Consider the following 20,300-nt stretch of genomic DNA (forward strand, 5'->3'; position numbering starts at 1 on the left):
CCCGCCGCGTGCTACACAGGGTCGTGACCTCCGCCCGCACCGGCGCACCGCGGCGACCCGACCGGGTGTGCCTGCTGTCCGTCCACACCTCGCCGCTGGAGCAGCCCGGCACGGGTGATGCAGGCGGCATGAACGTCTACATCGTGGAGACCGCCACCCGGATGGCCCGCCGCGGCGTCGCTGTCGAGATCTTCACCCGCGCGACCTCGTCGGATCTCCCTCCTGTCGTGGAGCTCGCGCCCGGCGTGCTCGTGCGGCACGTCGTCGCGGGTCCGTTCGAGGGCCTCGGCAAGCACGACCTGCCGGCACAGCTGTGCGCCTTCACCGCCGGCGTGCTGCGCACCGAGGCCCACCAGGAGCCCGGCTACTACGACGTCGTGCACTCGCACTACTGGCTGTCCGGTCAGGTCGGCTGGCTGGCACGGGACCGCTGGGGCGTGCCGCTCGTGCACAGCGCCCACACCCTCGCCAAGGTCAAGAACTCGGCGCTCGCCGCGGGCGACTCGCCGGAGCCGATGGTCCGCGTGATCGGCGAGGACCAGGTCGTGGTCGAGGCCGACCGGCTGGTCACCAACACCGACGAGGAGACGCGCCAGCTCGTCGAGCTCTACGACGCCGACCCGCGCCGCACCGTCGCGATCCCGCCCGGCGTCGACCTGGCCCGATTCACCCCCGGAGACCAGGCGGCGGCGCGCCGCGCGCTCGACGTTCCGCCGGACGCCGTCGTGCTGGCGTTCGCCGGGCGGATCCAGCCGCTCAAGGCGCCGCACGTGCTGCTGCGGGCCGCCGCCGAGCTGATCCGCCGCGACCCGGCGCTGCGGTCCCGGCTGGTCGTGCTCGTCGCAGGCGGGCCGTCGGGCAGCGGTCTCGCCGAGCCCACCGCCCTGCAGGGGCTCGGCTCCGCCCTCGGCATCACCGACGTGCTGCGCTTCCTGCCGCCCCAGACCCGCGACGGTCTCGTCGACGTCTACCGGGCCGCCGACGTCGTCGCCGTGCCGAGCCACAACGAGTCGTTCGGCCTCGTCGCGCTGGAGGCGCAGGCCTGCGGTACCCCGGTCATCGCTGCGCGGGTGGGCGGGCTGCCGGTCGCGGTGGCCGACGGCGTCACCGGCCTGCTCGTCGACGGCCACGGCGACGAGCAGTGGGCCGACGCGCTGGGCTCCGTGGCGCTCGTGCCCGGACGCCGCGCCGAGCTGGCCGCTCACACCGTGCAGCACGCCCACCGGTTCTCGTGGGACCGCACCGCCGACTCGCTCCTCCGCACCTACGCCGACGCGGCCGCCGAGTCCGCCGAGCGCCAGCGGCAGGCCATGCGCGCCGGGCTGGCGGCCGGGATGATCGAGCGGTGACCGCAGCGGATCCACAGGCCGTCGACGCCACGGTCGGCGCCGCGCTGGCCGAGCTCGGCGTGGACCACCACCGTCGGGAGCCCGGCCAGTTCCTCGTGACGCTGCCCGGCACGAACCGGCTGCAGACCCACTGCTGGCTCCTCGTGCGCGAGCACGCGCTCTTCGTCCAGGCGTTCGTCTGCCGGCAGCCGGACGAGGCCCACGACGCGGTCTACCGGTTCCTGCTGCAGCGCAACGCGCGGCTCTACGGCGTGCACTACGCGCTCGACCGCGTCGGCGACATCCACCTGATCGGCCGGGTCGGCCTGCACGCCGTCACGGCCGAGGAGCTCGACCGCGTGCTCGGCCAGGTCCTCGAGGCCGCCGACGGCGACTTCAACACGCTGCTCGAGCTGGGTTTCGCCACCTCGATCCGCCGCGAGCACGCCTGGCGCCAGGACCGCGGCGAGAGCCTCGCCAACCTCCGCGCCTTCGAGCACCTGTTCACCTGACCCGCCGCCGCGTCGCGCGCCATCGAGCTCCCCGTTCGGGGAGGGCGAGCCTTGCGTTCGAGCCGGGTGAGTCTCGCGGACCGGCCGGGGCCGTGACGGGATCGTGATCCGCGGCGGCCAACCCGCCGTGCCCTGCCCTCCGTCCTGACTGCGGGATCAGGACGAGGAGGCGGTGGCGGTGGTGCGGACGAAGCTCAGGCGTCGGGCGGTGCTGGTCGGGTCGGGGGTCGTGCTCGCGGTGCTGATGGCTGCGGTTGCGATCGTGCAGGGCGCAGACAGCGGCGGCGGAAGCGACGTCACGGCCGTCTCCCCGTCGCGTCCGGTCCCCGCGATCGGTGCGGGATCCGCGGCGCAGGAGCGCGGGGACACCGACCTGGCGGCCCCGCAGGCCGGTGGGAAAGGCGCGCAGCCCCCGGGCGTCCCGATCGGGGGCGTGCAGCGCGAGCTGGTGCGTACCGCGCAGCTGACGGTCGACGTGGGCGACCCGGTCGCCGCGGTTCGCCAGGTCCGCACGGCCGCCGCGAGCGTCGGCGGGTTCGTCACGGAGGAGCAGTCGGGGGACAACGGCAGCTGGCTGGTGCTGCGGGTACCCGCCGACGCTCTCGATCGGCTACTCGACGAGATCGCCGGGTACGGACGCGTGACGGCCCGCAGCAGCCAGGTGCTCGACGCCACGGAGGAGGTCGTGGACCTCGACGCGAGGGTGGCGACCCAGACCGCGAGCGTGGCGCGGGTCCGCGGGCTGCTCGCCGAGGCGACGTCGATCGGCGACGTGGTGGCGATCGAGTCGGAGCTCGCCCGGCGGGAGTCCGAGCTCGACTCCCTCACGCGCAGGCTCGCGGCACTGCGGGACCAGGTGGCGCTGTCGACGCTGACCGTGGACCTGCGCGGCCCGGGCGCCGCCACACCGCCGGAGACGCAACCGGCACCCGGTTTCCTCGACGGCCTCGCCGCAGGATGGGAGGGGTTGCGCGCCATCGGCTCGGCGGCGGCCGCGGTGGTGGGGTTCGTGCTGCCGTTCCTGCCGGTGATCGCGGTGCTGGCCGGTTTCGCGCTGCTCGGCCGCCGGATCGTCCGGACACGGCGTACGGCTGCCACGGCTGGAGCGGGTGGGCGGAGCGGCCCGGGATCCGATGGGGAGTCCTGAGGAGGTACCCGCTGTGCCGACGTGCACTGACATTTCACCTCGCGTGCGTTTGGACCGGTTCGTGGGTGGGCAGCCGCCCAGCGAAGGCCGCACAGCGAGATGGCGAGGTCGACGTGATGACCGAGGAGCAGGAGTCGAGCGTTCCTCCCGGTACCGACACGAGTGAGGTCACACCGAACCCGGCCGGCATCGTGCAGCCGGATCCGCCGGAGGGCGGACCGGAAGCCGAACCGGACAGCCCGGATCCCGCCGACCTCGCACCGGGTTTCGGAGGCACCTCCGAGACCCGGCCGGAGAGCCACGAGGACTGAGCCGGCCCGCGGCGCTACCGGAAGTCCGTCTCAGAGCCACCCGTTGCCGCTCATCGGGAATCTTCCCCGGATAGGGCGGAGCGGCCCGGGATCTGAGGGGGAGTCATGAACTCGGGCCACTCCGCTGGAACCGCCACTTCGACCGTGCGATCGGGGGCACCGCACGCCGGTGGCAACCGGGACGGCGAGGGGACGCCGCTCCGGTCCGGCCGGGCGAGTGGGGCTCGCCAGGGCCAGCGCGCTCACCCTGGCAGGCGCTGACGATCAAGACAACCCTTCCGAGCTAGGCCATTCAGGTGAAAGCCGCCGGTCGGAGCCACTATGCGGTCTGGACCATTGCGCCCTACTGATGGGTAGAGTCCCGCTACTGCCACCCGCAAAGGAGCGTCCGCATGCCCGTCCGCAGCCCCTATCCGGACGTCGAGATCCCCGACGTGTCGCTCTTCGACTTCCTCTTCACCGACTTCGGTGAGAAGGCAGGAGCGCCGGCGCTGATCGACGGTTCATCCGGGGCGACGATCACCTTCGCCGAGCTGGAGGGCATGGTCGGCAAGATCGCAGCGGCACTGGCGGAACGCGGGATCGGAGCGGGCGACGTCGTGGCGCTGTTCGCCCCGAACACCCCGCACTACGTGGCCGTCTTCCACGGCATCCTCCGTGCGAACGCCATCGTCACGAGCGTCAACTCGCTCTACACCCCCGGCGAGCTCGCCCACCAGCTATCGGACTCGGGCGCGAAGCTGCTGTTCACCGTGTCGCCGTTCCTCGACCGTGCCCGAGCGGCGGCCGCGGAGGTCGGTCTGTCGAACGACGCGGTCATCGTCCTCGACGGGGCCGAGGGCCACACGAGCCTGCGCGACCTGCTCGCCACCACCGCACAGCCGCCGGCCCAGACCGTGACGGCGGCCGACACCGCCGTGCTGCCCTACTCGTCCGGCACCACCGGGCGGGCCAAGGGCGTGATCCTCACCCACCGCAACCTCGTGGCGAACCTCCAGCAGATCTCCGTGATGGGCGACGTCACCAACGACACCAAGATCCTCGCCGTGCTGCCGTTCTTCCACATCTACGGCATGACGGTGATGATGAACCAGGGCCTGCACAAGCGCTCCACGGTCGTCACCATGCCGCGCTTCGACCTGCAGGAGTTCCTCCGGATCATCTCCGAGTACCGGGTGGGGCGGGTGTACATCGCGCCGCCGGTCGCAGTCGCGTTGGCCAAGCACCCGATCGTCGACCAGTACGACCTCACCTGCATCGACGTGATCTTCTCGGGTGCCGCCCCGCTCGACGCCGAGCTCGGGCACGCCGTCGCCAAGCGCCTCGGCTGCACGGTGCTGCAGGGCTACGGGATGACCGAGCTCTCCCCGGTGAGCCACTGCATGCCGGACGACCGCCCCGACCTGGACCTCAACAGCTGCGGGTTCGCCATCCCGAACGTCGTGTCCAAGCTCGTGGACCCGGAGACCGGCGAGGAGGTCGGGCCCGGCGAACGCGGCGAGCTGTGGGTCAAGGGCCCGAACGTCATGTCCGGGTACCTCAACAACGCCGAGGCCACCGCCATCACGCTCGACGACGAGGGCTACCTGCACACCGGAGACGTCGCCACGGTCACCGAGGACGGCGTGTTCACGATCGTCGACCGGGTCAAGGAGCTGATCAAGTACAAGGGCTACCAGGTGCCGCCCGCCGAGCTCGAGGCCCTGCTCCTGACCCACGACAAGATCGCCGACGCCGCGGTCATCGGGGTGCGTGACGCCGAGGGCGAGGAGGTGCCGAAGGCGTTCGTGGTGCGCCAGGAGAACGCAGCCGACCTCACCGCCGACGACGTGATGGCGTTCGTGGCGGAGCGGATCGCCCCGCACAAGAAGGTGCGGGTGGTCGAGTTCATCGACCAGATCCCGAAGTCGGCGTCGGGCAAGATCCTTCGCAAGGACCTGCGCGCCAGGGAAGCCGCGACGAGCTGATCCGTCCGGACGGCCCTGATGTCACGCTGACCAGCGGGAGCGGTGCTCGCCGGCGTCCCGGGGCGACCGGACGCCGGCGGGTCACACGCCGCCTCGGTGCTGGGCCGCCTACTTCCGCACGCGGAAGCGGAGCATCGTCACGGGACCCGACTGCGTGTTGCTGAACGGTTCCAGGTCGATCCTGCCGAGGCCCGAGGTCGAGAAGCGCACGCCGTCGCCGACCAGCACCGGCAGGACATACACCAGTACCTCGTCGACGAGCCCTCGCCGCAGGCACTGGCTGGCGAGGTCGGCACCGAGGATCTCCAGGTTCTTCCCGCGGGCGGCGGCGCGCGCCGTGGCGATGGCCTCCGCGAGATCGCAGGTGAGAAATGTGACCCCTTGCTCCGGCTCGTCCGGCGGCTGGTGCGTCAGGACGAACACCGGCCCCCCGTCGTAGTCGGTGTCCTCGTCGGACATCCGCTTGGCGACCTCGTAGGTGCCCCGGCCGACGAGCATGGCGCCGGTGGCCGACATGACCTCGGGAAACGAGTACTTCTTGTCGTACTCCACGACCCAGTCCATCGCGTCGTCGGGGCCTGCGATGAAGCCGTCCAGCGACATCGCCCTGTTCACAACGACCTTGCCCAGGCCGGCATCCGAATCGCCCATGCCGGTGATGACCCGGCGCAAGCCACGAACTCATCGGGGTCGGCGGAAAGATCCGCGGACCGGTCAGGGCCGGTGTGCCGCGACCGCCTCGGATCCGGCGGCGTCCCCCACCGAGCGCAGACCCGCGACGACGCCGTCGATGTCGGCGCCGGGCCGGTTCTGGCTGAGCTTGAACTTCGCGTCGATGCGCTCGATGCGCACCTCGACCCCGACGATCGCGCGCAGCTGACCCCGGACGAACTTCTCGGGGGCGTCGTCGACGCCCCACGGTGCCGGCCGGTCGGCTTCGTGCGCGTCGGTGAGCCGCCGCACGAGCGAATCCAGCCAGTCGACGTCGTCGTGGACGGTCACGTGCCCGTGGACGTGCGCGGTCACGTAGTTCCACGTCGGGACGACCCGCCCGTGCTCGGCCTTCGACGCGTACCAGGTCGGGCTGATGTAGGAGTCGGGTCCGCGGACGATCACCAGGCAGGGCCGGCCGTCGGCCCGCTTCCAGTGGTCGTTGTTGCGCGCGAAGTGGCCGAGCAGCGTGCCCTGCTCCGGGTCGTGGAGGAGGGGCAGCATCGTGGCTTCGAGCCCGTCCGGGCCTGTGGTGATCAGGTCTGCGGCGCGATGGTGGGCGAGCAGGCGCTGCACGTCGGCTTCGTCGGGGGCGAACTGGGCGGGCACGTACACGCCCTGCATCCTCCGACGCTGGGTGGACTTCTTCGATGGCCAATCCGGCGTGGAAGCAAGATGCCAATCAGCGGGGGCAGTGCTTCTCCATCCACCTGACGGCGAACGAACAGACCGCAGGCGCGTCCACGAGGATGCTGTCGGCCTCGCCGACCCGGCCGCGCGCGCCCCGCCCGCTCGCGAGGAAGTCCCGCACGATCTCGGCGAAGTAGTCCTCGGCGAACCCGTCGACGACCGGGTCGCAGGTGTCGAACTCCTCCACGGTGCGCCACTCGACGCCGTTGCCGGTCGCGAGCGGCACCTCGTAGCGGAGCACCCTCTTGCCCGGGAGGTCGGCGAGGTGCTCGGCGTGGTGCAGCAGGGTCATGGTGTCCGGCGGCGCGCCGATCATCACGACCTTGCCGCCCGCCTCCACCAGCTTGGCCAGTGGCGAGCCGGGGCCGTAGCCGTAGTCGAGCGGGTGATCGGCGGTGAACCACTCGGCGCGCGCACCCAGCGCCGCGACGGACGCCCCAGGGTTGCCGCTGCGCAGCGCGCCCGGCGTCGTGCGCAGGAACTCGGGCAGCGCCCCGTTGTCACGGGCTGACCGCGACGCGCGCGGGTCGAACGGCGGGATGTGCGGACGCCACCGGTCCGGCACGCGGCCGTCGGCGTCCAGCAGTTCGTCGTAGAGCGCGTCCCAGTCGGTGTAGGCGAGGACGGTGCCGCCGGGCGACACCGCGTCGAGCAGCGCCCCGATGACGGCGTCCGGGCCGTTCAGCAGCCGCCCCACCTTGCTCAGGGCACCGTGTGCCAGAACCGCATCGCCCGGCCGCAGCCCCAGCTCCTGGAGATCCGCCCGGAGATCCGCACGCGTGAGAAAGCGCTCCGCCACCGGAGCGACCCTAGTGCGCGGTCTCGTCGAACGGAGTCGGTTTACGCCCCTGGCGGACGCGGATCCGTACGGTTCCGGGATGCGCATCCGCCTGCAGCAGATCGTGATCGACAGCCGGGAACCGGCGCGCCTCGTCCGCTTCTGGGCCGCGCTGCTCGGCGGCGAGCCGGTGGACCGGCCCGACGGGTGGGCCTACGTCGTGCCACCCGGCTTCCCCGCGTTGACGTTCCAGCTGGTGCCGGAGGCGAAGGCGGGCAAGAACCGGCTGCACCTCGACCTCGAGGTCGACCCGGGGGAGATCCCCGCGGCCGTCGCGCGGGCGACCGAGCTGGGGGCGACGCCCGTCGGCGGTCTCGTCGTCGACGAGAGCGGGCGCTTCCACGTGCTCACCGACCCGGACGGCAACGAGTTCTGCTTCGTCTCGGACTAGCACTCCCAGTCCCGGCCGAGCCGCCACAGCGTGATCGTCTCCTGGCCGCGCAGCCGGGCGAGCGGGTCGTCGTAGGGCAGGCCCCGGGTCGTCGGCGGTGCGGTGAGGCGGCCGAGTACCACCAGTCCGGCTGCCGAGACGAGGGCCGGCAGCGCTGCGGGGTCGCGCAGGCCGAGCAACTCCGGCAGGTCCGACACGACGAGCCAGGCCTCGCCCCGCTGCGTGAGGTGGTCGGGCAGCCCGCGGACGAACGCGGAGAGCACAGTGCCGTTCCGGTCGTAGATCCCGGCCTCCAGCGGCGACGTCGGGGAGCCCGGGATCCACGGTGGGTTGCAGACCACCAGGTCCGCGCGACCCGGCGGGAACAGGTTGCGCTGCAGCACCCGCGACCGTCCGGCGAACCCGAGGCGGTGCAGGTTCTCCCGCGCGCAGGTGACCGCGCGCGGTTCCACGTCGGTGGCCACGACCGCAGGCACGCCCCGGTGCAGCAGGAGTGCGGCGAGCACGCCGGTGCCGGTGCCGACGTCGAACGCCGTCCGCACCGGAGGGAGCGGAGCCTGTGCGACGAGGTCGACGTAGTCGGTGCGCGTGGGCGCGAAGACGCCGTGGTGCGGGTGGATGCGCGCACCGAGCGCGGGGATCGGGATCCCCGTGCGGCGCCACTCGTGGGCGCCCAGCACACCGATCAGCTCGCGCAGTGCGAGCACCGCGGTCGCGTCGGACGGCCCGTAGACCTCCCGGCACGCGGCGGCCACGTCCGGTGCCCGCCCGAGGTCGAGCCGGTGGCCGGCGCCCAGCTCGACGAGGACGGCTCCCAGCAGCCGGGCGCGGCGGGCGCGGTGCTGGCGCAGGCGGTGGAACTCCCCGGCGGGCGGCAGCGGCCTGCGCCGGCCGGCGGACCGGTCGATCCGGCGCGCCATGGCGTCGAGCAGCGCGCGTGCGTTGTGGTAGTCGCCGCGCCACAGCAGGCCGGCGCCGCCGGTGGCGAGCCGGCAGGCGCGGTCGGCGGACAGGCCGTCACCGACGACCTGAACGGTGGTGGGTGGGCGGCGGGCATCGGCGGTGAGCCAGCGGGCTTGCCGCAGGACGCCGCCATCCCGCCACGAAACGGAGGACGAATGCACTGGAGTGGTCCCGGGGTTCCGGGAGCGGTCTCCGGCCGGTACGCCGAGCAACCGTCCGAAGACGGCTCCGCATGTGGGTGGGCAGGGCCGTCAGACGGACGGTCCGCGCCACCTCACCCTTCCGGCGATCACCAGGTCACCCTACCGCTTGTGCCGCCATGTGACCGGGCGCACAGTGAGGCATGGCCCGGTTCAGTGTGGCGTCGCGCGCGTCGTTCCGGTCGGAGCGGGTGCGCGTGTCGGCGCGGATCTCGATCTCGGTGACGGTGCGGTCGCTCGGCCGCGCGTGGAACGGGCACGACGACCGGCTCGTCGCCGAACTGGGCGAGTACTCCAGCCACGCCGACCTGCTCGACATCGCGGCCACGCTCGACCGGTACGCCGACGAGGACACCGTGGAGATCCGCGAGATCCTGGCCGGACCCGGATCCCGCCTGTCCGGGTAGCCCGCCGGTCAGCGCGCCGGGTGGACGCAGAACTCGCCGTCTTCCGGGTCGGCCAGCACCACCCAGTCCTCGACCTCCGCGAGCACGCGGGCGCCCAGCCCGACCAGGCGCTCCGCCTCGGCGGCGACGTCCGCGGCGAACAGGTCCAGGTGCACCCGGTTCTTCACGGTCTTCGGCTCCGGCACCCGCGTGAACCACAGCCGCGGCCCGCCGCCCGTGGGGGGCTCGACCAGCACCGACGGGTCGTCCTCCGGGTCCTCGACGCCCATCGACCGCAGCCGCGCCAGCTCCGCCTCGTCGTACGGGGCGACCCGGTAGCCGTCCAACGCGGCCGCCCAGAACCGCGCGAGCGAGGCCGGATGCCGGCAGTCGAAAACCACGTCCCCGAGCGTGCCCATCCGGCCAGCATCCCGTCATGCGGCCGCAGCCCGCACCGGATTTCGTCGTCGGTGCCGGCGCGGTGGCGCCCCGCTCACCCGCTCGTGCGGCTGGAGCTGTTGCCGTCAGGAGTCCTACGGTGTGCGGATGGCGCAGGCAGGACCGGTGCGGTCGACCCCGCTCGACGAGCAGCTGTGCTTCGCCCTCTACGCCGCGTCGCGGGCGATGACGAGCTGCTACCGGCCCATGCTCGACGCCCTCGACCTCACCTACCCCCAGTACCTCGTGCTGCTCGTGCTGTGGGAGCGGGGCGAGTCCACCGTCACCGCAATCGGCAAGGCGCTGCAGCTGGAGACGGGCACCCTCTCCCCGCTGCTGAAGCGGCTGGAGGCCGCCGGGCTGATCACGCGCGCCCGCCAGGCCGGGGACGAGAGGTCGGTGCTGGTCTCGCTCACCGAGGCAGGCCGCGGGCTGGAGACGCGCGTCGCGGAGACGCAGGTGAACGTCGGCGCCGCCACCGGCCTCGGCCGTGGCGAGATCCGCGAGCTGCGCGAGACGCTCCGCCTGCTGTCCGAACGCCTGCGCGCGGCGGCCGCAGGGTAGGAGTAGGCCACACCACGTTGCCCGTTCGGTGCTGCTCTGGTGCACTGGCCACATGGTCGGTGAGCTCGTCCCGCAGCGGCGCGCGTTCTGCGTCTGCCTGATCGGGGCCGACCAGCTCTCGGTCGACGACCGCCGGTGTCGCCCGCACCCGGCCTGCTGACGCCGCTCCCGCGGTCCGCGGCAGGCCACATGCGTCCACGCCGCACCGGACCGATGGGGAGTTCTCCTCCGATGACCGCCGCCACGCTCGACCGACTCGCAGGCGAGCCGCTCTGGGCACAGCTTCTCGCCGACCTGCGCCGACGCCTCGACCAGGACGAGTTCGCCGCCAGCTTCCCGGGGGAGCTGGCCCTCGTCGGCGAGTACGGCGTGAGCCGCCACACCGTGCGTGAGGCGGTGCGCAGGCTGCGCGAGGAGGGCCTGGTCATCGCCGGCCGTGGGCGCACCCCGCGCCGCGCCGAGCCCACCGAGATCGAACAGCCGCTCGGGGAGGTCTTCAGCCTGTTCTCGGCGGTGGAGGCCACCGGCCGCGTCCAGCGCAGCGTGGTGCGCACCCTCGACGTGCGCGCCGACGGGGTGGTGGCGGCCCGCCTCGGGCTCGAGGAGTCGACGCCGCTGGTGCACCTCGAGCGGTTGCGGCTCGCCGACTCGGAGCCGCTCGCCGTCGACCGGGTCTGGCTGCCGGAGCGGCTGGCCGCCCCGCTGCTCGACGTCGACTTCGGGCGCACCGCGCTCTACACCGTCTACGCGTCGCGGTGCGGGGTGCACGTCACCGGCGGGAGCGAGCGGGTGCGGGCCGTCGTGCCCGGTCCCGGCGAGCGCGACCTGCTGGCCATCCCCGACGGCGTCGCGGCGTTCGCGATCGACCGGCTGGGCTGCGCGGGCGATCGGCCCGTCGAGTGGCGCCAGACGCTGGTGCGGGCCGACCGCTTCAGCGTCACGGCCCGGTTCTCCAACCGCGAGGGCTACCGGATGGACATCTCCGCCTAGACGGAGACGCCGACGCCGCCGCGGGTCTGTGCGCCGTACTCCGCGATGGCCGCGTCGAGGTCGAGCGGAACGGTCTTCATCGTGACGTCGGGCCCGAGCCGGTCGGCCGGCACCAGCCAGGACACCTCGAACTCGAGGCCGTCCGGGTCGTGGGCGTAGAGCGCCTTCGTGGTGCCGTGGTCGGACGCGCCGACGAGCGAGCCCTTCTCGCGCAGGACGCCCGCGAGCCGTTGCAGCTCGGCGAGCGTGTCGACCTCCCACGCCAGGTGGTAGAGGCCCACCGTCGACCGGCCCGCGGCGGAGTCGCCCGCGGCCGCGCCGATGGCGAACAGACCCAGGTCGTGGTCGTTCGTGGAGCCTTCGGCCTGCAGGAACGCGGCGCGGCCCTGGATCTGGTTGACGACCCGGAACCCCAGCGCCTCGGTGTAGAACGCGACGCTGCGGTCGAGGTCGCGCACGTAGAGCACGGCGTGGTTGAGCCGCTGGACCGGCATGGCTCCTCCAGTGGTTGAGAGCTCAACCTGATAGTAGCCATCAACTCATGAATGTTCAAGTTTCAGGAGCTATCCTTGGGCCGTGAGCGGTGACGAGACCCGGTGGCTGGAGCCCGACGAGCTGGAGACGTGGCTCTCCTACGTCGCGGCCACCACACTCCTGGATGGTGCGCTGGACCGCCAGCTGCAGCGCGACGCGGGGATGCCTCTTGCCTACTACCTGATCCTGGCGATGCTGTCCGACGTGCCGGACCGCAGCCTGCGCATGAGCGAGCTCGCCGCCATGACCCAGAGCTCGCAGAGCCGCCTCTCGCACGCCGTCGCGCGGCTGGAGCGCAAGGGGTGGGTGCGGCGCAAGCCGTGCTCCGAGGATCGGCGCAGCACGTTCGCGCAGCTCACCGAGGAAGGTTTCGCCGCGCTCGCGGCCGCGGCGCCCGGCCATGTCTGCAGCGTCCGGCGTCACCTGTTCGACCGGCTCACCCCCGAGCAGGTCGGGCAGCTGCGCGAGATCACCCGAGCGGTGCTCAGCGGGTTGGGTGTTCCCGGCGGCGACGCGCGCGGCGTCCTGCCAGGCTGACCCGGAGGCCTCTCGAGGAGGCGGCATGGGCATCCGGACGATCGTCATCGCTCTCGCGCTGGTCGCGGCGGCGAGCGCGGCCGGGTGCACCGTCGCGGTGCCCGGCTCCCCGGCGGCCGACCCCGCGGCGCTCGTCCGCCCGGCCCCGTCCCCGCGCCCGCCCGGAGCCTCGTTCCGCGACGCGCTGAGCCGCTTCGACGTCGTCCCGCCACCGGGCTGGACGGTGGACACGAGTGGAGCGGAGAGCACCGCCGTGATCTTCAGCGACCCGCAGGTGTCGGCGTCGCCCGGTGGACGGTTCCGCGCCAACATCAACGTGATCGTCGTGCCCGCCCGCACCGACCTGCCCGGCATCGTCACCGGGGCCCGGCGGGAGGTGCGGGCGCTCGCGGACTACGTGCCCACCGCCGACGAGCCGGTCACCCTTCCCGACGGGTCGCCCGCGCACCTGCTCGGCGGCACCTACCAGGACCCCGACAGCGGCCTCGAGCTGCGCAACCTGCAAGTGGTGGCGCTCCACGGCGGGGCCGAGACCGTCGTGGTCACCGGCACGGCACTCGCCGACACGTGGGACGGGTACGGGAACGTGTTCGAGACATCACTGCGCAGCCTGACGGTGGCCACCTGACAGGTTCCGCAGGCCTGGCAGAGTTGCGCGCATGGGAACACTGGTGCTGCTGCGACACGGGCAGAGCGTGTGGAACGCGGAGAACCTGTTCACCGGATGGGTGGACGTGCCGCTCTCCGAGACGGGGGAGCAGGAGGCCCGCCGCGGGGGCGAGCTGATGCGCGAGGTGGGGCTGCTGCCCGACGTCGTGCACACGTCGCTGCTGCGGCGGGCGATCTCCACCGCGAACATCGCCCTGGACGCGTGCGACCGGCACTGGATCCCGGTGCGGCGGGACTGGCGGCTCAACGAGCGGCACTACGGCGCGCTGCAGGGCAAGGACAAGAAGCAGACGCTCGAGGAGTTCGGCGAGGCGCAGTTCATGGAGTGGCGCCGCTCGTACGACGTGCCGCCGCCGCCCATCGAGGCGGGTTCCGAGTACGACCAGGAGGGCGACCCCCGGTACGCCGCCGGCGAGGTCCCGCGCACGGAGTGCCTCGCCGACGTCGTCAAGCGGTTCCTGCCCTACTGGGAGTCGGCGGTCGTGCCCGACCTGCGCGCCGGGAAGGTCGTGCTGCTGGCCGCGCACGGCAACTCGCTGCGGGCGCTGGTGAAGCACCTCGACGGGATCTCCGACGAGGACATCGTCGGCCTGAACATCCCCACCGGCATCCCGCTGCGCTACGAGCTGGACGACGAGCTGCGTCCGACGGAGCCGGGCGGGCAGTACCTCGACCCGGATGCCGCGGTCGCGGCGGCGGCGGCAGTGGCCGCGCAGGGGCGCTGACCCGCACCGTCGTCCACCGACACCCGGGCACCGCGTGCTCGGACGCCCGACCCGGCGCGCCGAGACGTCGGACTCGCCCGAGGGCACGCGAGTCCGACGTCCGGACCCGGTGAGTCCGGCGATCGAGCACGCCGTCGGCATGGGCGCCGCGCCGCCGGATCGCCCGCTTGGGTGAACTGGGCGTGAACGGACGGGGAATTTAGCCGTTCTACGACGTCAGGCACGTCACGACGGGCCTTCTGAGCTGGCCTCACCCGTGGTCGGCCTGCCTACCATGCGCTCGTGGACGCGCTGCTCTGCGTGGCGATCGCGGCGGGTGCGCTGGTGCTCGGCCTGCTGCTCGGGCTCCGTCGGGGGCGCCGGCGCGAGGAGCCCATCCCCGTGCCGGTCGCGCCGGTGCCCGACCCGACCGTCGCCGACCTGCTGGAACGGGTGTTCCGATCCACGGACGAGGGCCTCGCCGTGCTCGACCGCAGCGGCGACGTCGTGCTGCACAACCCGCGCGCCGCCGAGCTCGGCGTGGTGCGCGGCGACCTCCCCGATGCGCGTGCCGCCACCGCGAGCCAGCACGTGCTCCACTCGGGCACCACCGTGGACGTCGACCTCTCCCCGCTCGACCACCGCGGCCGCCAGCCCGCGGCCGTGCTGGCCCACGTGCGCCCGCTGGGCGGCGGCTTCAGCATGGTCGAGGCGGCCGACACGTCCGAGGCGGTGCGGCTGGAGGCCACCCGGCGCGACTTCGTGGCGAACGTCAGCCACGAGCTGAAGACACCGGTGGGGGCCATCGGGTTGCTCGCCGAGGCCGTGCTCGACGCGGTCGACGACCCCGTCGAGGTGCGCCGGTTCGGCACGAAGATCCTCAACGAGGCCAACCGGCTGGGCAACCTCGTCACCGAGCTGATCGCGCTGTCCCGGCTCACCGGCGCTGAGCGGCTGCCGGAGCTGCAGGTCGTGGACGTCGACGAGGTCGTGCAGGAGGCGCTCGCCCGCTCGCGGCTGTCCGCCGAGGCGGCCGGCATCGAGATCATCGTCGACCGGCCGACCGGCCTCGAGGTCGAAGGCGACCTGACGTTGCTGGTCACGGCCCTGTCCAACCTGGTCGAGAACGCCATCGCGTACTCGCCCGCCGACTCGGCGGTCTCGGTGTCGCGCCGGCGATGCGGGCACTGGGTCGAGATCGCCGTCACCGACCGCGGCATCGGCATCGCGCCCGAGCACCAGAAGCGCGTCTTCGAACGGTTCTTCCGCGTCGACCCCGCCCGGTCGCGCGCCACCGGCGGCACCGGCCTCGGCCTGGCGATCGTCAAGCACGTGCTCGCCAACCACGGCGGCGAGGTGCGGCTGTGGAGCAGCCCCGGCACCGGGTCGACGTTCACGATGCGCCTGCCCGTGCACGTCGAACCCGAGACCGAGTCCAGCGGGTCCGATGCCGGGCCCGACGCAGTACCCGACCACGGGCTCGCCGACCCCACGAGCCGGCCCGTCGATGTGCCCGACCGCGTCGGGTGAGGTGAGGAGATCCATGACAAGGGTGCTCATCGTCGAGGACGAGGAGTCCTTCGCAGACCCGCTCGCGTTCCTGCTCCGCAAGGAGGGCTTCACCACGGCCGTCGCCGCCACCGGGCAGGACGCGCTCGAGGAGTTCGACCGCAACGGTGCCGACATCGTGCTGCTCGACCTCATGCTCCCCGGCATGAGCGGCACCGACGTCTGCAAGGCCCTCCGCACCCGCTCCGCCGTCCCGGTGATCATGGTGACGGCCCGGGACAGCGAGATCGACAAGGTGGTCGGCCTCGAGCTGGGCGCCGACGACTACGTGACGAAGCCGTACTCGGCCCGCGAGCTGATCGCGCGCGTCCGCGCGGTGCTGCGGCGCGGCGGCGAGGCGGGTGCCGAGAACGACGGCCAGCCCGGCGTGCTCGAGGCAGGCCCCGTCCGGATGGACGTCGAGCGGCACGTCGTGTCGGTCAACGGCGCGGACGTGGCGCTGCCGCTGAAGGAGTTCGACCTCCTCGAGTACCTCCTGCGCAACGTCGGCCGCGTGCTCACCCGCGGGCAGCTGATCGACCGCGTGTGGGGCGCCGACTACGTGGGCGACACGAAGACCCTCGACGTGCACGTCAAGCGGCTGCGCTCGAAGGTCGAGGCCGACCCGTCCGCCCCGCGCCACCTGGTGACGGTGCGCGGGCTCGGCTACAAGTTCGAGGCGTAGGCAGCAGGGACAGCCGCGGCCGCGGATCGAGAATGCGGTTGCTAGTGGTGCCGTCCGCGGGAGCGCAGGTAACCCGGGCCCGGGGTGTCGAGGGTGTGCCGCCGGGTGCGCGCGCTCCACGACCACCGCCCGAGCCGCAGCCCCCACGACTTGACTCCGCGCTCGGTGAGGTGGATGCGGACGGGGCCGACGCGCAGCGTCTTGCGTAGGTGGAAGCGCATGCTCCCAGGGTGCCCGCGATTCGTCCGGAATGCCCCTACGCTCAGCCGGGGGACTCTCCGGGAAGCCGCTCCAACACGGATCTCCTCGACGTCGTCGTCGAGGCGGAGCGAGAGCCGGCGCGGCTCCGCGTGCTCGACCGACTGCTCGCGCACCGCGCGTTCGATCTCGCCCTCCCCGTCCATGTGGCGATCCTCCCGGACGGCACGCCCCTGTGGGCGCGATCGACCCGAGCCTGTGGACAACTATGTGGGCATGTGGACAACTCATGCATCGCCGCAGGTAGGAGCCCGTCCGTCGCGACTCACATCCGGCTAGGTCACAAGAGCGTCACGTACGCGCAGTAGCCTGGGGTCGTGCGCCTCGGTGTGCTCGACGTCGGTTCCAACACCGTCCACCTCCTCGTGGTGGACGCGCACCGCGGTGCCCACCCCACTCCGATGACGTCGGACAAGACCCAGCTGCGCCTCACGGACCACCTCGACGACACGGGTGCGCTCACGACGGCGGGGTCCGACGCGCTCGTCAGGGCCGTCGAGCGGGGCGGTGCGGCCGCCGCGGCCGCGGGCTGCGAGGACCTGATCGCGTTCGCCACCTCGGCGCTGCGCGATGCCACCAACTCGGCCGCCGTGCTCGAGCGCGTGCGGCAGCGCACCGGCGTCGGGCTGGAGGTGCTGCCCGGCGAGGACGAGGCGCGCTACACCTTCCTGGCGGTCCGCCGCTGGTACGGGTGGTCGGCGGGCAGGCTGCTCGTGCTCGACATCGGCGGCGGCTCCCTCGAGCTGGCCACGGGGATCGACGAGCAACCGGCCGTCGCGGCGTCGCTCCCGCTCGGCGCGGCCCGGCTCACCCGCGACTTCTTCCGCACCGACCCGCCGGGGCGCAAGGAGATCGAGGCGTTGCGCGAGCACCTCGACGCCGAGCTGGCCCCGGTGGCGAAGGAGCTGCGGCGGTCGAACCCGCCGGACCTCGCCGTCGGCACCTCGAAGACGTTCCGCTCCCTCGCCCGCCTCGCGGGCGCCGCGCCCTCCGGTGCCGGGCCCCGGGTGCGGCGCACACTCACCGACGTCGCGCTCAGGCAGCTGGCCGCGTTCGTCACCCGCATGTCGCCCGGTGATCTCGCCGAGCTCGAAGGTGTCAGCGCGAGCCGGGCCCACCAACTCGCCGCCGGCGCGCTCGTCGCGGAGGCCGCGATGCGGGCCCTGCGGGTTCCGCAGCTCGAGATCTACCCGTGGGCGTTGCGGGAGGGAGTGATCCTCAGAAGGCTCGACACGCTCGATGGGACGGCCCAGATCGACCGCTCGGCGCAGGACGCGCCCGAACGGCTTGGACGCTTGACGACGTACGAGGCACGGTGTACTGGATGAGCTCCGAGACCGACCACCCACGCCAGCGCACAGTCGCCGAGCTGCTCGCCGCGCACGGCGACGGCAACGTGTCCGGCGGTCGTCGGCGGCGTCGCCGGGAAACCGACGAGCCGGACGAGGAGGCGTACGCCGCCCCCGCCGCCGATCCGTCGGACTGGCGATCGGCACCACCCCGGGAGCCGCGCCGGGCCGCACCCGACCCGGCGCCCCCGCCGATCGCTCGGGACCCGGGCGGCAGGCGCCGCACCGGCGGCGACCCCGACTGGGCTGCAGAGCAGCGGGCACCCGAGCAGCGGGCACCCGAGCAGCGGGCACCCGAACAGTGGGCGCCCGAGCAGCGGGCACCTGAGCGCAGGGCCCCGGAGCGGCGGGCACCAGAGCCGCCGCGGCCGGTCGAGCCGCGGCCGGTTGATCCGCGGCCGGTCGAGCCGCGCGCGGTCGAGCCGCGGGCCGCCGACCCGTGGGGCGCCGACGAGCCGGGGGCCGACGACTGGGCGTCCGAGCGGTGGGACGGCGGGCAGTGGGACGACCAGGACCGCTGGGACACCGGGCGTCGTGACGCACCAGGCCGGGACGCCCGCCCCCTGCAGGAGCAGTGGGGCGCCGCCCCGGCACGCGAGCCCCGCTACGCCGACCCGGAGCCCGTGGAGGCTCCACCGCGACGTGCCCGACGGGCGCCGGAGGAGCGGGAGGCGCCGCCGGCATGGGAGTCGCGTGACCCGGCCCCGGCATGGGAGCCCCAGGGCGAACCGCCCCGCCGGCCGCGGGAGCGGGAGACACCCGCCTGGGATCCCCGCGGCGCTGAGCCCGAGCCGAACGGTCGCGAGCCGCGGGCCCGGGACCTCCGTTCCCTGGGGCGGCCGTCGTGGGAGGCGCCGGAGCCCGACGTCGCCCCCGGCCCGGCCGCCGCCCCGCCGGTCGACGAACAGGTGCCCACCGAGCAGATGCCGCACGTCCGGGGTGGCCGGGCGGCCGCTGCCGATCCGGGCGTCACCAGCCGGATCCAGCAGCCGCGCAGGCGGCCCGAGCCGGAGCCCGACGACCCCGACGACGACGGCGGCCCGTCCACGATGGTCGGCGCGCCACCTGTCGGTGCGGAGGCGTGGCACCGCGACCGCACCCAGGGCAGGCGCCGTCCCCAGGATCCGGACGACGAGTTCGAGCCGGACGAGGGGCCGTCCACGATGGTGGGCGCCCCGCCCGCGGGCGCGGAGGCGTGGCACCGCGACCGCACCGATGGCATGCGCCGCGGTGACGACGGCGGGCCGCCCACCCAGGCCGCGGCGCCGGTGTCGTTCGACGACGACGGCGACGAGGACGACGACTACTACCGGGCCGACTACCCGGCAGGGCTCGACCGCAAGGGCGTCGGCGAGGAACCCACCGGCATCTTCGCCGGTGGGGACGACGACGATGCCCCGGTCCGCCGCCGCTCCGCCCAGACGGAGGAGAAGGAGCAGGCGGCCGGGGGCCCGGCATGGGCCGCGGTGATCGCGCAGTGGATCGCGGGTGCGATCGGTGGCGCGGCGCTGTGGGTCGGGTTCCGCTTCCTCTGGCGCGACCTCCCCGTGGTGGCGCTGGCCGCGGCGGTGCTCGTCACCGTCGGCCTCGTCGTGGTCGTCCGGGCGCTGTTGCGCAGCAGCGACCTGCGCACCACCCTGTTCGCTGTGCTCGTCGGCCTGCTCCTCACGGTCTCCCCGGCCATCCTCGTGTTGCTCGGGAGATGACCTCCGAGATGCCGCCCGGGCTGTCGCCGGCCCCGCCGGTCGCGCTCTCGACCGCCTCGGTCTACCCCGAGTCGGCGCGGGTGGCGTTCGAGCTCGCCGCCGAGCTCGGGTACGACGGCGTCGAGCTGATGGTCTGGACCGACCCGATCAGCCAGGACATCCCCGCGGTCGCCCGGCTCGCCGAGCGCTTCGGGATACCCGTGCTGGCGGTGCACGCGCCGTGCCTGGCCGTCACGCAACGGGTGTGGAGCGCCGACCCGATCGGCCGGATCCGGCGCTCGGTGGCGGCCGCGGCCACCCTCGACTGCCGCACCGTCGTGCTGCACCCGCCGTTCCGCTGGCAGCGCCGCTACGCCGCGCAGTTCTCCGACGAGGTCGCGCGTGCGGGCGAGCACGCCGGGGTCGCGCTCGCCGTGGAGAACATGTTCCCGATCACCCGGTCCGGCATGCGCACCGTGCCCTACAGCCCGGGATTCGACCCCACCGAGGTCGGTCACGCGCACTACACGCTCGACCTGTCCCACACCGCGGCCGCCGCCGTCGACGCGCTCGCCCTGCTGGACCGGATGGGAACCGCGCTCACGCACGTCCACCTCGCCGACGGCAGCGGTGCCCCGCGCGACGAGCACCTCGTGCCAGGACGTGGCGGTGAGCCGTGCGCCGAGGTCTGCGAGCGCCTCGCGGCGTCCGGCTTCGACGGCGTTGTCGTCGTCGAGGTCAGCACGCGGCGCTGCCGCACCCGGCCCGAGCGCGCGGCGTTGCTCGCCGAGTCGTTGCTGTTCGCCCGGCTGCACCTGCAGCCCACGGCCCGTCCGGCCCCCGTACCCGTCCGGTAGACGCGGATCACATCGGCGCGCGCAGGGGCGGGCCGCGG

24 protein-coding genes are annotated in these 20,300 nt (G+C 73.4%); 17 read left to right on the plus strand and 7 right to left on the minus strand.

Going from position 1 to position 20,300, the window contains the following annotated elements; translation table 11 throughout:
- Positions 1-23: 23 nt before the first annotated feature.
- The 5 genes from mshA (at position 24) to FHX44_RS19750 (ending at position 5,265) form a co-directional block, all read left to right on the plus strand.
- Entirely contained in the window at positions 24-1,349 is a 1,326-nt protein-coding gene (gene mshA, locus FHX44_RS19730; protein WP_147257145.1) for a D-inositol-3-phosphate glycosyltransferase, read from the plus strand.
- Positions 1,346-1,840 carry a type III secretion system chaperone family protein gene (locus FHX44_RS19735; protein ID WP_147257146.1) on the plus strand — a complete coding sequence of 165 codons (495 nt, stop codon included), beginning with the start codon at positions 1,346-1,348 and terminating at the stop codon, positions 1,838-1,840. Before mshA ends, FHX44_RS19735 begins: the two co-directional genes overlap by 4 nt.
- A gap of 181 nt (positions 1,841-2,021) precedes the next feature.
- Entirely contained in the window at positions 2,022-2,987 is a 966-nt protein-coding gene (locus FHX44_RS19740; RefSeq protein ID WP_147257147.1) for a DUF4349 domain-containing protein, read from the plus strand.
- A gap of 116 nt (positions 2,988-3,103) precedes the next feature.
- The gene (locus FHX44_RS19745; RefSeq protein WP_147257148.1) at positions 3,104-3,298 is read left to right on the plus strand and encodes a hypothetical protein; all 195 of its coding nucleotides are present in this window, start codon (positions 3,104-3,106) and stop codon (positions 3,296-3,298) included.
- A gap of 392 nt (positions 3,299-3,690) precedes the next feature.
- Complete coding sequence (locus FHX44_RS19750; protein WP_147257149.1) at positions 3,691-5,265, plus strand: 4-coumarate--CoA ligase family protein; 1,575 nt, start codon at positions 3,691-3,693, stop codon at positions 5,263-5,265.
- Positions 5,266-5,373: 108 nt separating this feature from the next.
- Here the strand turns inward: FHX44_RS19750 and FHX44_RS19755 are convergent, their stop codons facing one another.
- The 3 genes from FHX44_RS19755 to aac(3) all read right to left on the minus strand — a co-directional run bounded on the left by FHX44_RS19755 (position 5,374) and on the right by aac(3) (position 7,465).
- Positions 5,374-5,916 (minus strand): dihydrofolate reductase family protein, encoded by a 543-nt coding sequence (locus FHX44_RS19755; protein ID WP_147257150.1) that lies wholly within the window; start codon positions 5,914-5,916, stop codon positions 5,374-5,376.
- Positions 5,917-5,979: 63 nt separating this feature from the next.
- Positions 5,980-6,600 carry an FMN-binding negative transcriptional regulator gene (locus FHX44_RS19760; RefSeq protein ID WP_246170486.1) on the minus strand — a complete coding sequence of 207 codons (621 nt, stop codon included), beginning with the start codon at positions 6,598-6,600 and terminating at the stop codon, positions 5,980-5,982.
- A gap of 58 nt (positions 6,601-6,658) precedes the next feature.
- Positions 6,659-7,465: an aminoglycoside 3-N-acetyltransferase gene (aac(3), locus tag FHX44_RS19765; RefSeq protein ID WP_246170487.1), complete on the minus strand. Its 807-nt coding sequence runs from the start codon at positions 7,463-7,465 to the stop codon at positions 6,659-6,661.
- 79 nt (positions 7,466-7,544) lie between these two features.
- Between aac(3) and FHX44_RS19770 the strand changes: the two genes are divergently transcribed.
- Positions 7,545-7,895: a VOC family protein gene (locus FHX44_RS19770; RefSeq protein WP_147257152.1), complete on the plus strand. Its 351-nt coding sequence runs from the start codon at positions 7,545-7,547 to the stop codon at positions 7,893-7,895.
- Here the strand turns inward: FHX44_RS19770 and FHX44_RS19775 are convergent.
- Entirely contained in the window at positions 7,892-9,019 is a 1,128-nt protein-coding gene (locus FHX44_RS19775) for a methyltransferase (RefSeq protein ID WP_147257153.1), read from the minus strand. The genes FHX44_RS19770 and FHX44_RS19775 overlap by 4 nt on opposite strands.
- A gap of 182 nt (positions 9,020-9,201) precedes the next feature.
- Here FHX44_RS19775 and FHX44_RS19780 point away from each other — a divergent pair, with 182 nt between their 5' ends.
- Entirely contained in the window at positions 9,202-9,465 is a 264-nt protein-coding gene (locus FHX44_RS19780; protein ID WP_147257154.1) for a hypothetical protein, read from the plus strand.
- An 8-nt stretch (positions 9,466-9,473) separates the two neighbouring features.
- Here the strand turns inward: FHX44_RS19780 and FHX44_RS19785 are convergent, their stop codons facing one another.
- Entirely contained in the window at positions 9,474-9,863 is a 390-nt protein-coding gene (locus tag FHX44_RS19785) for a VOC family protein (RefSeq protein ID WP_147257155.1), read from the minus strand.
- Positions 9,864-9,990: 127 nt separating this feature from the next.
- Here FHX44_RS19785 and FHX44_RS19790 point away from each other — a divergent pair, with 127 nt between their 5' ends.
- Both FHX44_RS19790 and FHX44_RS19795 read left to right on the plus strand, forming a co-directional pair.
- The gene (locus tag FHX44_RS19790) at positions 9,991-10,446 is read left to right on the plus strand and encodes a MarR family winged helix-turn-helix transcriptional regulator (protein WP_147257156.1); all 456 of its coding nucleotides are present in this window, start codon (positions 9,991-9,993) and stop codon (positions 10,444-10,446) included.
- Positions 10,447-10,677: 231 nt separating this feature from the next.
- Positions 10,678-11,436, plus strand: coding sequence for a GntR family transcriptional regulator (locus FHX44_RS19795; protein WP_147257157.1), 759 nt, complete (start codon positions 10,678-10,680; stop codon positions 11,434-11,436).
- Here the strand turns inward: FHX44_RS19795 and FHX44_RS19800 are convergent.
- Positions 11,433-11,930, minus strand: coding sequence for a VOC family protein (locus tag FHX44_RS19800; RefSeq protein ID WP_147257158.1), 498 nt, complete (start codon positions 11,928-11,930; stop codon positions 11,433-11,435). The two genes, FHX44_RS19795 and FHX44_RS19800, sit on opposite strands and share 4 nt — an antisense overlap.
- Positions 11,931-12,012: 82 nt before the next feature.
- Here FHX44_RS19800 and FHX44_RS19805 point away from each other — a divergent pair, with 82 nt between their 5' ends.
- The 5 genes from FHX44_RS19805 to FHX44_RS19825 all read left to right on the plus strand — a co-directional run bounded on the left by FHX44_RS19805 (position 12,013) and on the right by FHX44_RS19825 (position 16,113).
- Positions 12,013-12,507 (plus strand): MarR family winged helix-turn-helix transcriptional regulator, encoded by a 495-nt coding sequence (locus tag FHX44_RS19805; protein ID WP_147257159.1) that lies wholly within the window; start codon positions 12,013-12,015, stop codon positions 12,505-12,507.
- 25 nt (positions 12,508-12,532) lie between these two features.
- Positions 12,533-13,135, plus strand: coding sequence for a hypothetical protein (locus FHX44_RS19810; RefSeq protein ID WP_147257160.1), 603 nt, complete (start codon positions 12,533-12,535; stop codon positions 13,133-13,135).
- A 31-nt stretch (positions 13,136-13,166) separates the two neighbouring features.
- Positions 13,167-13,901 (plus strand): phosphoglyceromutase, encoded by a 735-nt coding sequence (locus FHX44_RS19815; RefSeq protein ID WP_147257161.1) that lies wholly within the window; start codon positions 13,167-13,169, stop codon positions 13,899-13,901.
- Positions 13,902-14,183: 282 nt separating this feature from the next.
- Positions 14,184-15,410 carry a sensor histidine kinase gene (locus FHX44_RS19820; RefSeq protein WP_147257162.1) on the plus strand — a complete coding sequence of 409 codons (1,227 nt, stop codon included), beginning with the start codon at positions 14,184-14,186 and terminating at the stop codon, positions 15,408-15,410.
- A gap of 13 nt (positions 15,411-15,423) precedes the next feature.
- Entirely contained in the window at positions 15,424-16,113 is a 690-nt protein-coding gene (locus FHX44_RS19825; protein ID WP_147257163.1) for a response regulator transcription factor, read from the plus strand.
- A gap of 41 nt (positions 16,114-16,154) precedes the next feature.
- On the opposite strand, the gene FHX44_RS19830 is transcribed toward FHX44_RS19825, so the two are convergent.
- Positions 16,155-16,334, minus strand: a complete 180-nt coding sequence (locus FHX44_RS19830; RefSeq protein WP_147257164.1) for a DUF4236 domain-containing protein — start codon at positions 16,332-16,334, stop codon at positions 16,155-16,157.
- 354 nt (positions 16,335-16,688) lie between these two features.
- Between FHX44_RS19830 and FHX44_RS19835 the strand changes: the two genes are divergently transcribed.
- Genes FHX44_RS19835 through FHX44_RS19845 form a run of 3 tightly spaced genes read left to right on the plus strand, consistent with a single transcriptional unit; the run spans position 16,689 to position 20,262 of the window.
- Positions 16,689-17,699, plus strand: a complete 1,011-nt coding sequence (locus FHX44_RS19835) for a Ppx/GppA family phosphatase (protein WP_147257165.1) — start codon at positions 16,689-16,691, stop codon at positions 17,697-17,699.
- A complete protein-coding gene (locus FHX44_RS19840; RefSeq protein WP_147257166.1) occupies positions 17,696-19,426 on the plus strand; it encodes a hypothetical protein in 1,731 nt (576 codons plus the stop codon). Before FHX44_RS19835 ends, FHX44_RS19840 begins: the two co-directional genes overlap by 4 nt.
- Positions 19,423-20,262: a sugar phosphate isomerase/epimerase family protein gene (locus FHX44_RS19845; protein WP_147257167.1), complete on the plus strand. Its 840-nt coding sequence runs from the start codon at positions 19,423-19,425 to the stop codon at positions 20,260-20,262. Before FHX44_RS19840 ends, FHX44_RS19845 begins: the two co-directional genes overlap by 4 nt.
- The last annotated feature ends 38 nt before the right edge of the window (positions 20,263-20,300 follow it).

Origin of the sequence: Pseudonocardia hierapolitana, assembly GCF_007994075.1 — a bacterium.
GTDB classification, from domain to species: Bacteria; Actinomycetota; Actinomycetes; order Mycobacteriales; family Pseudonocardiaceae; genus Pseudonocardia; species Pseudonocardia hierapolitana.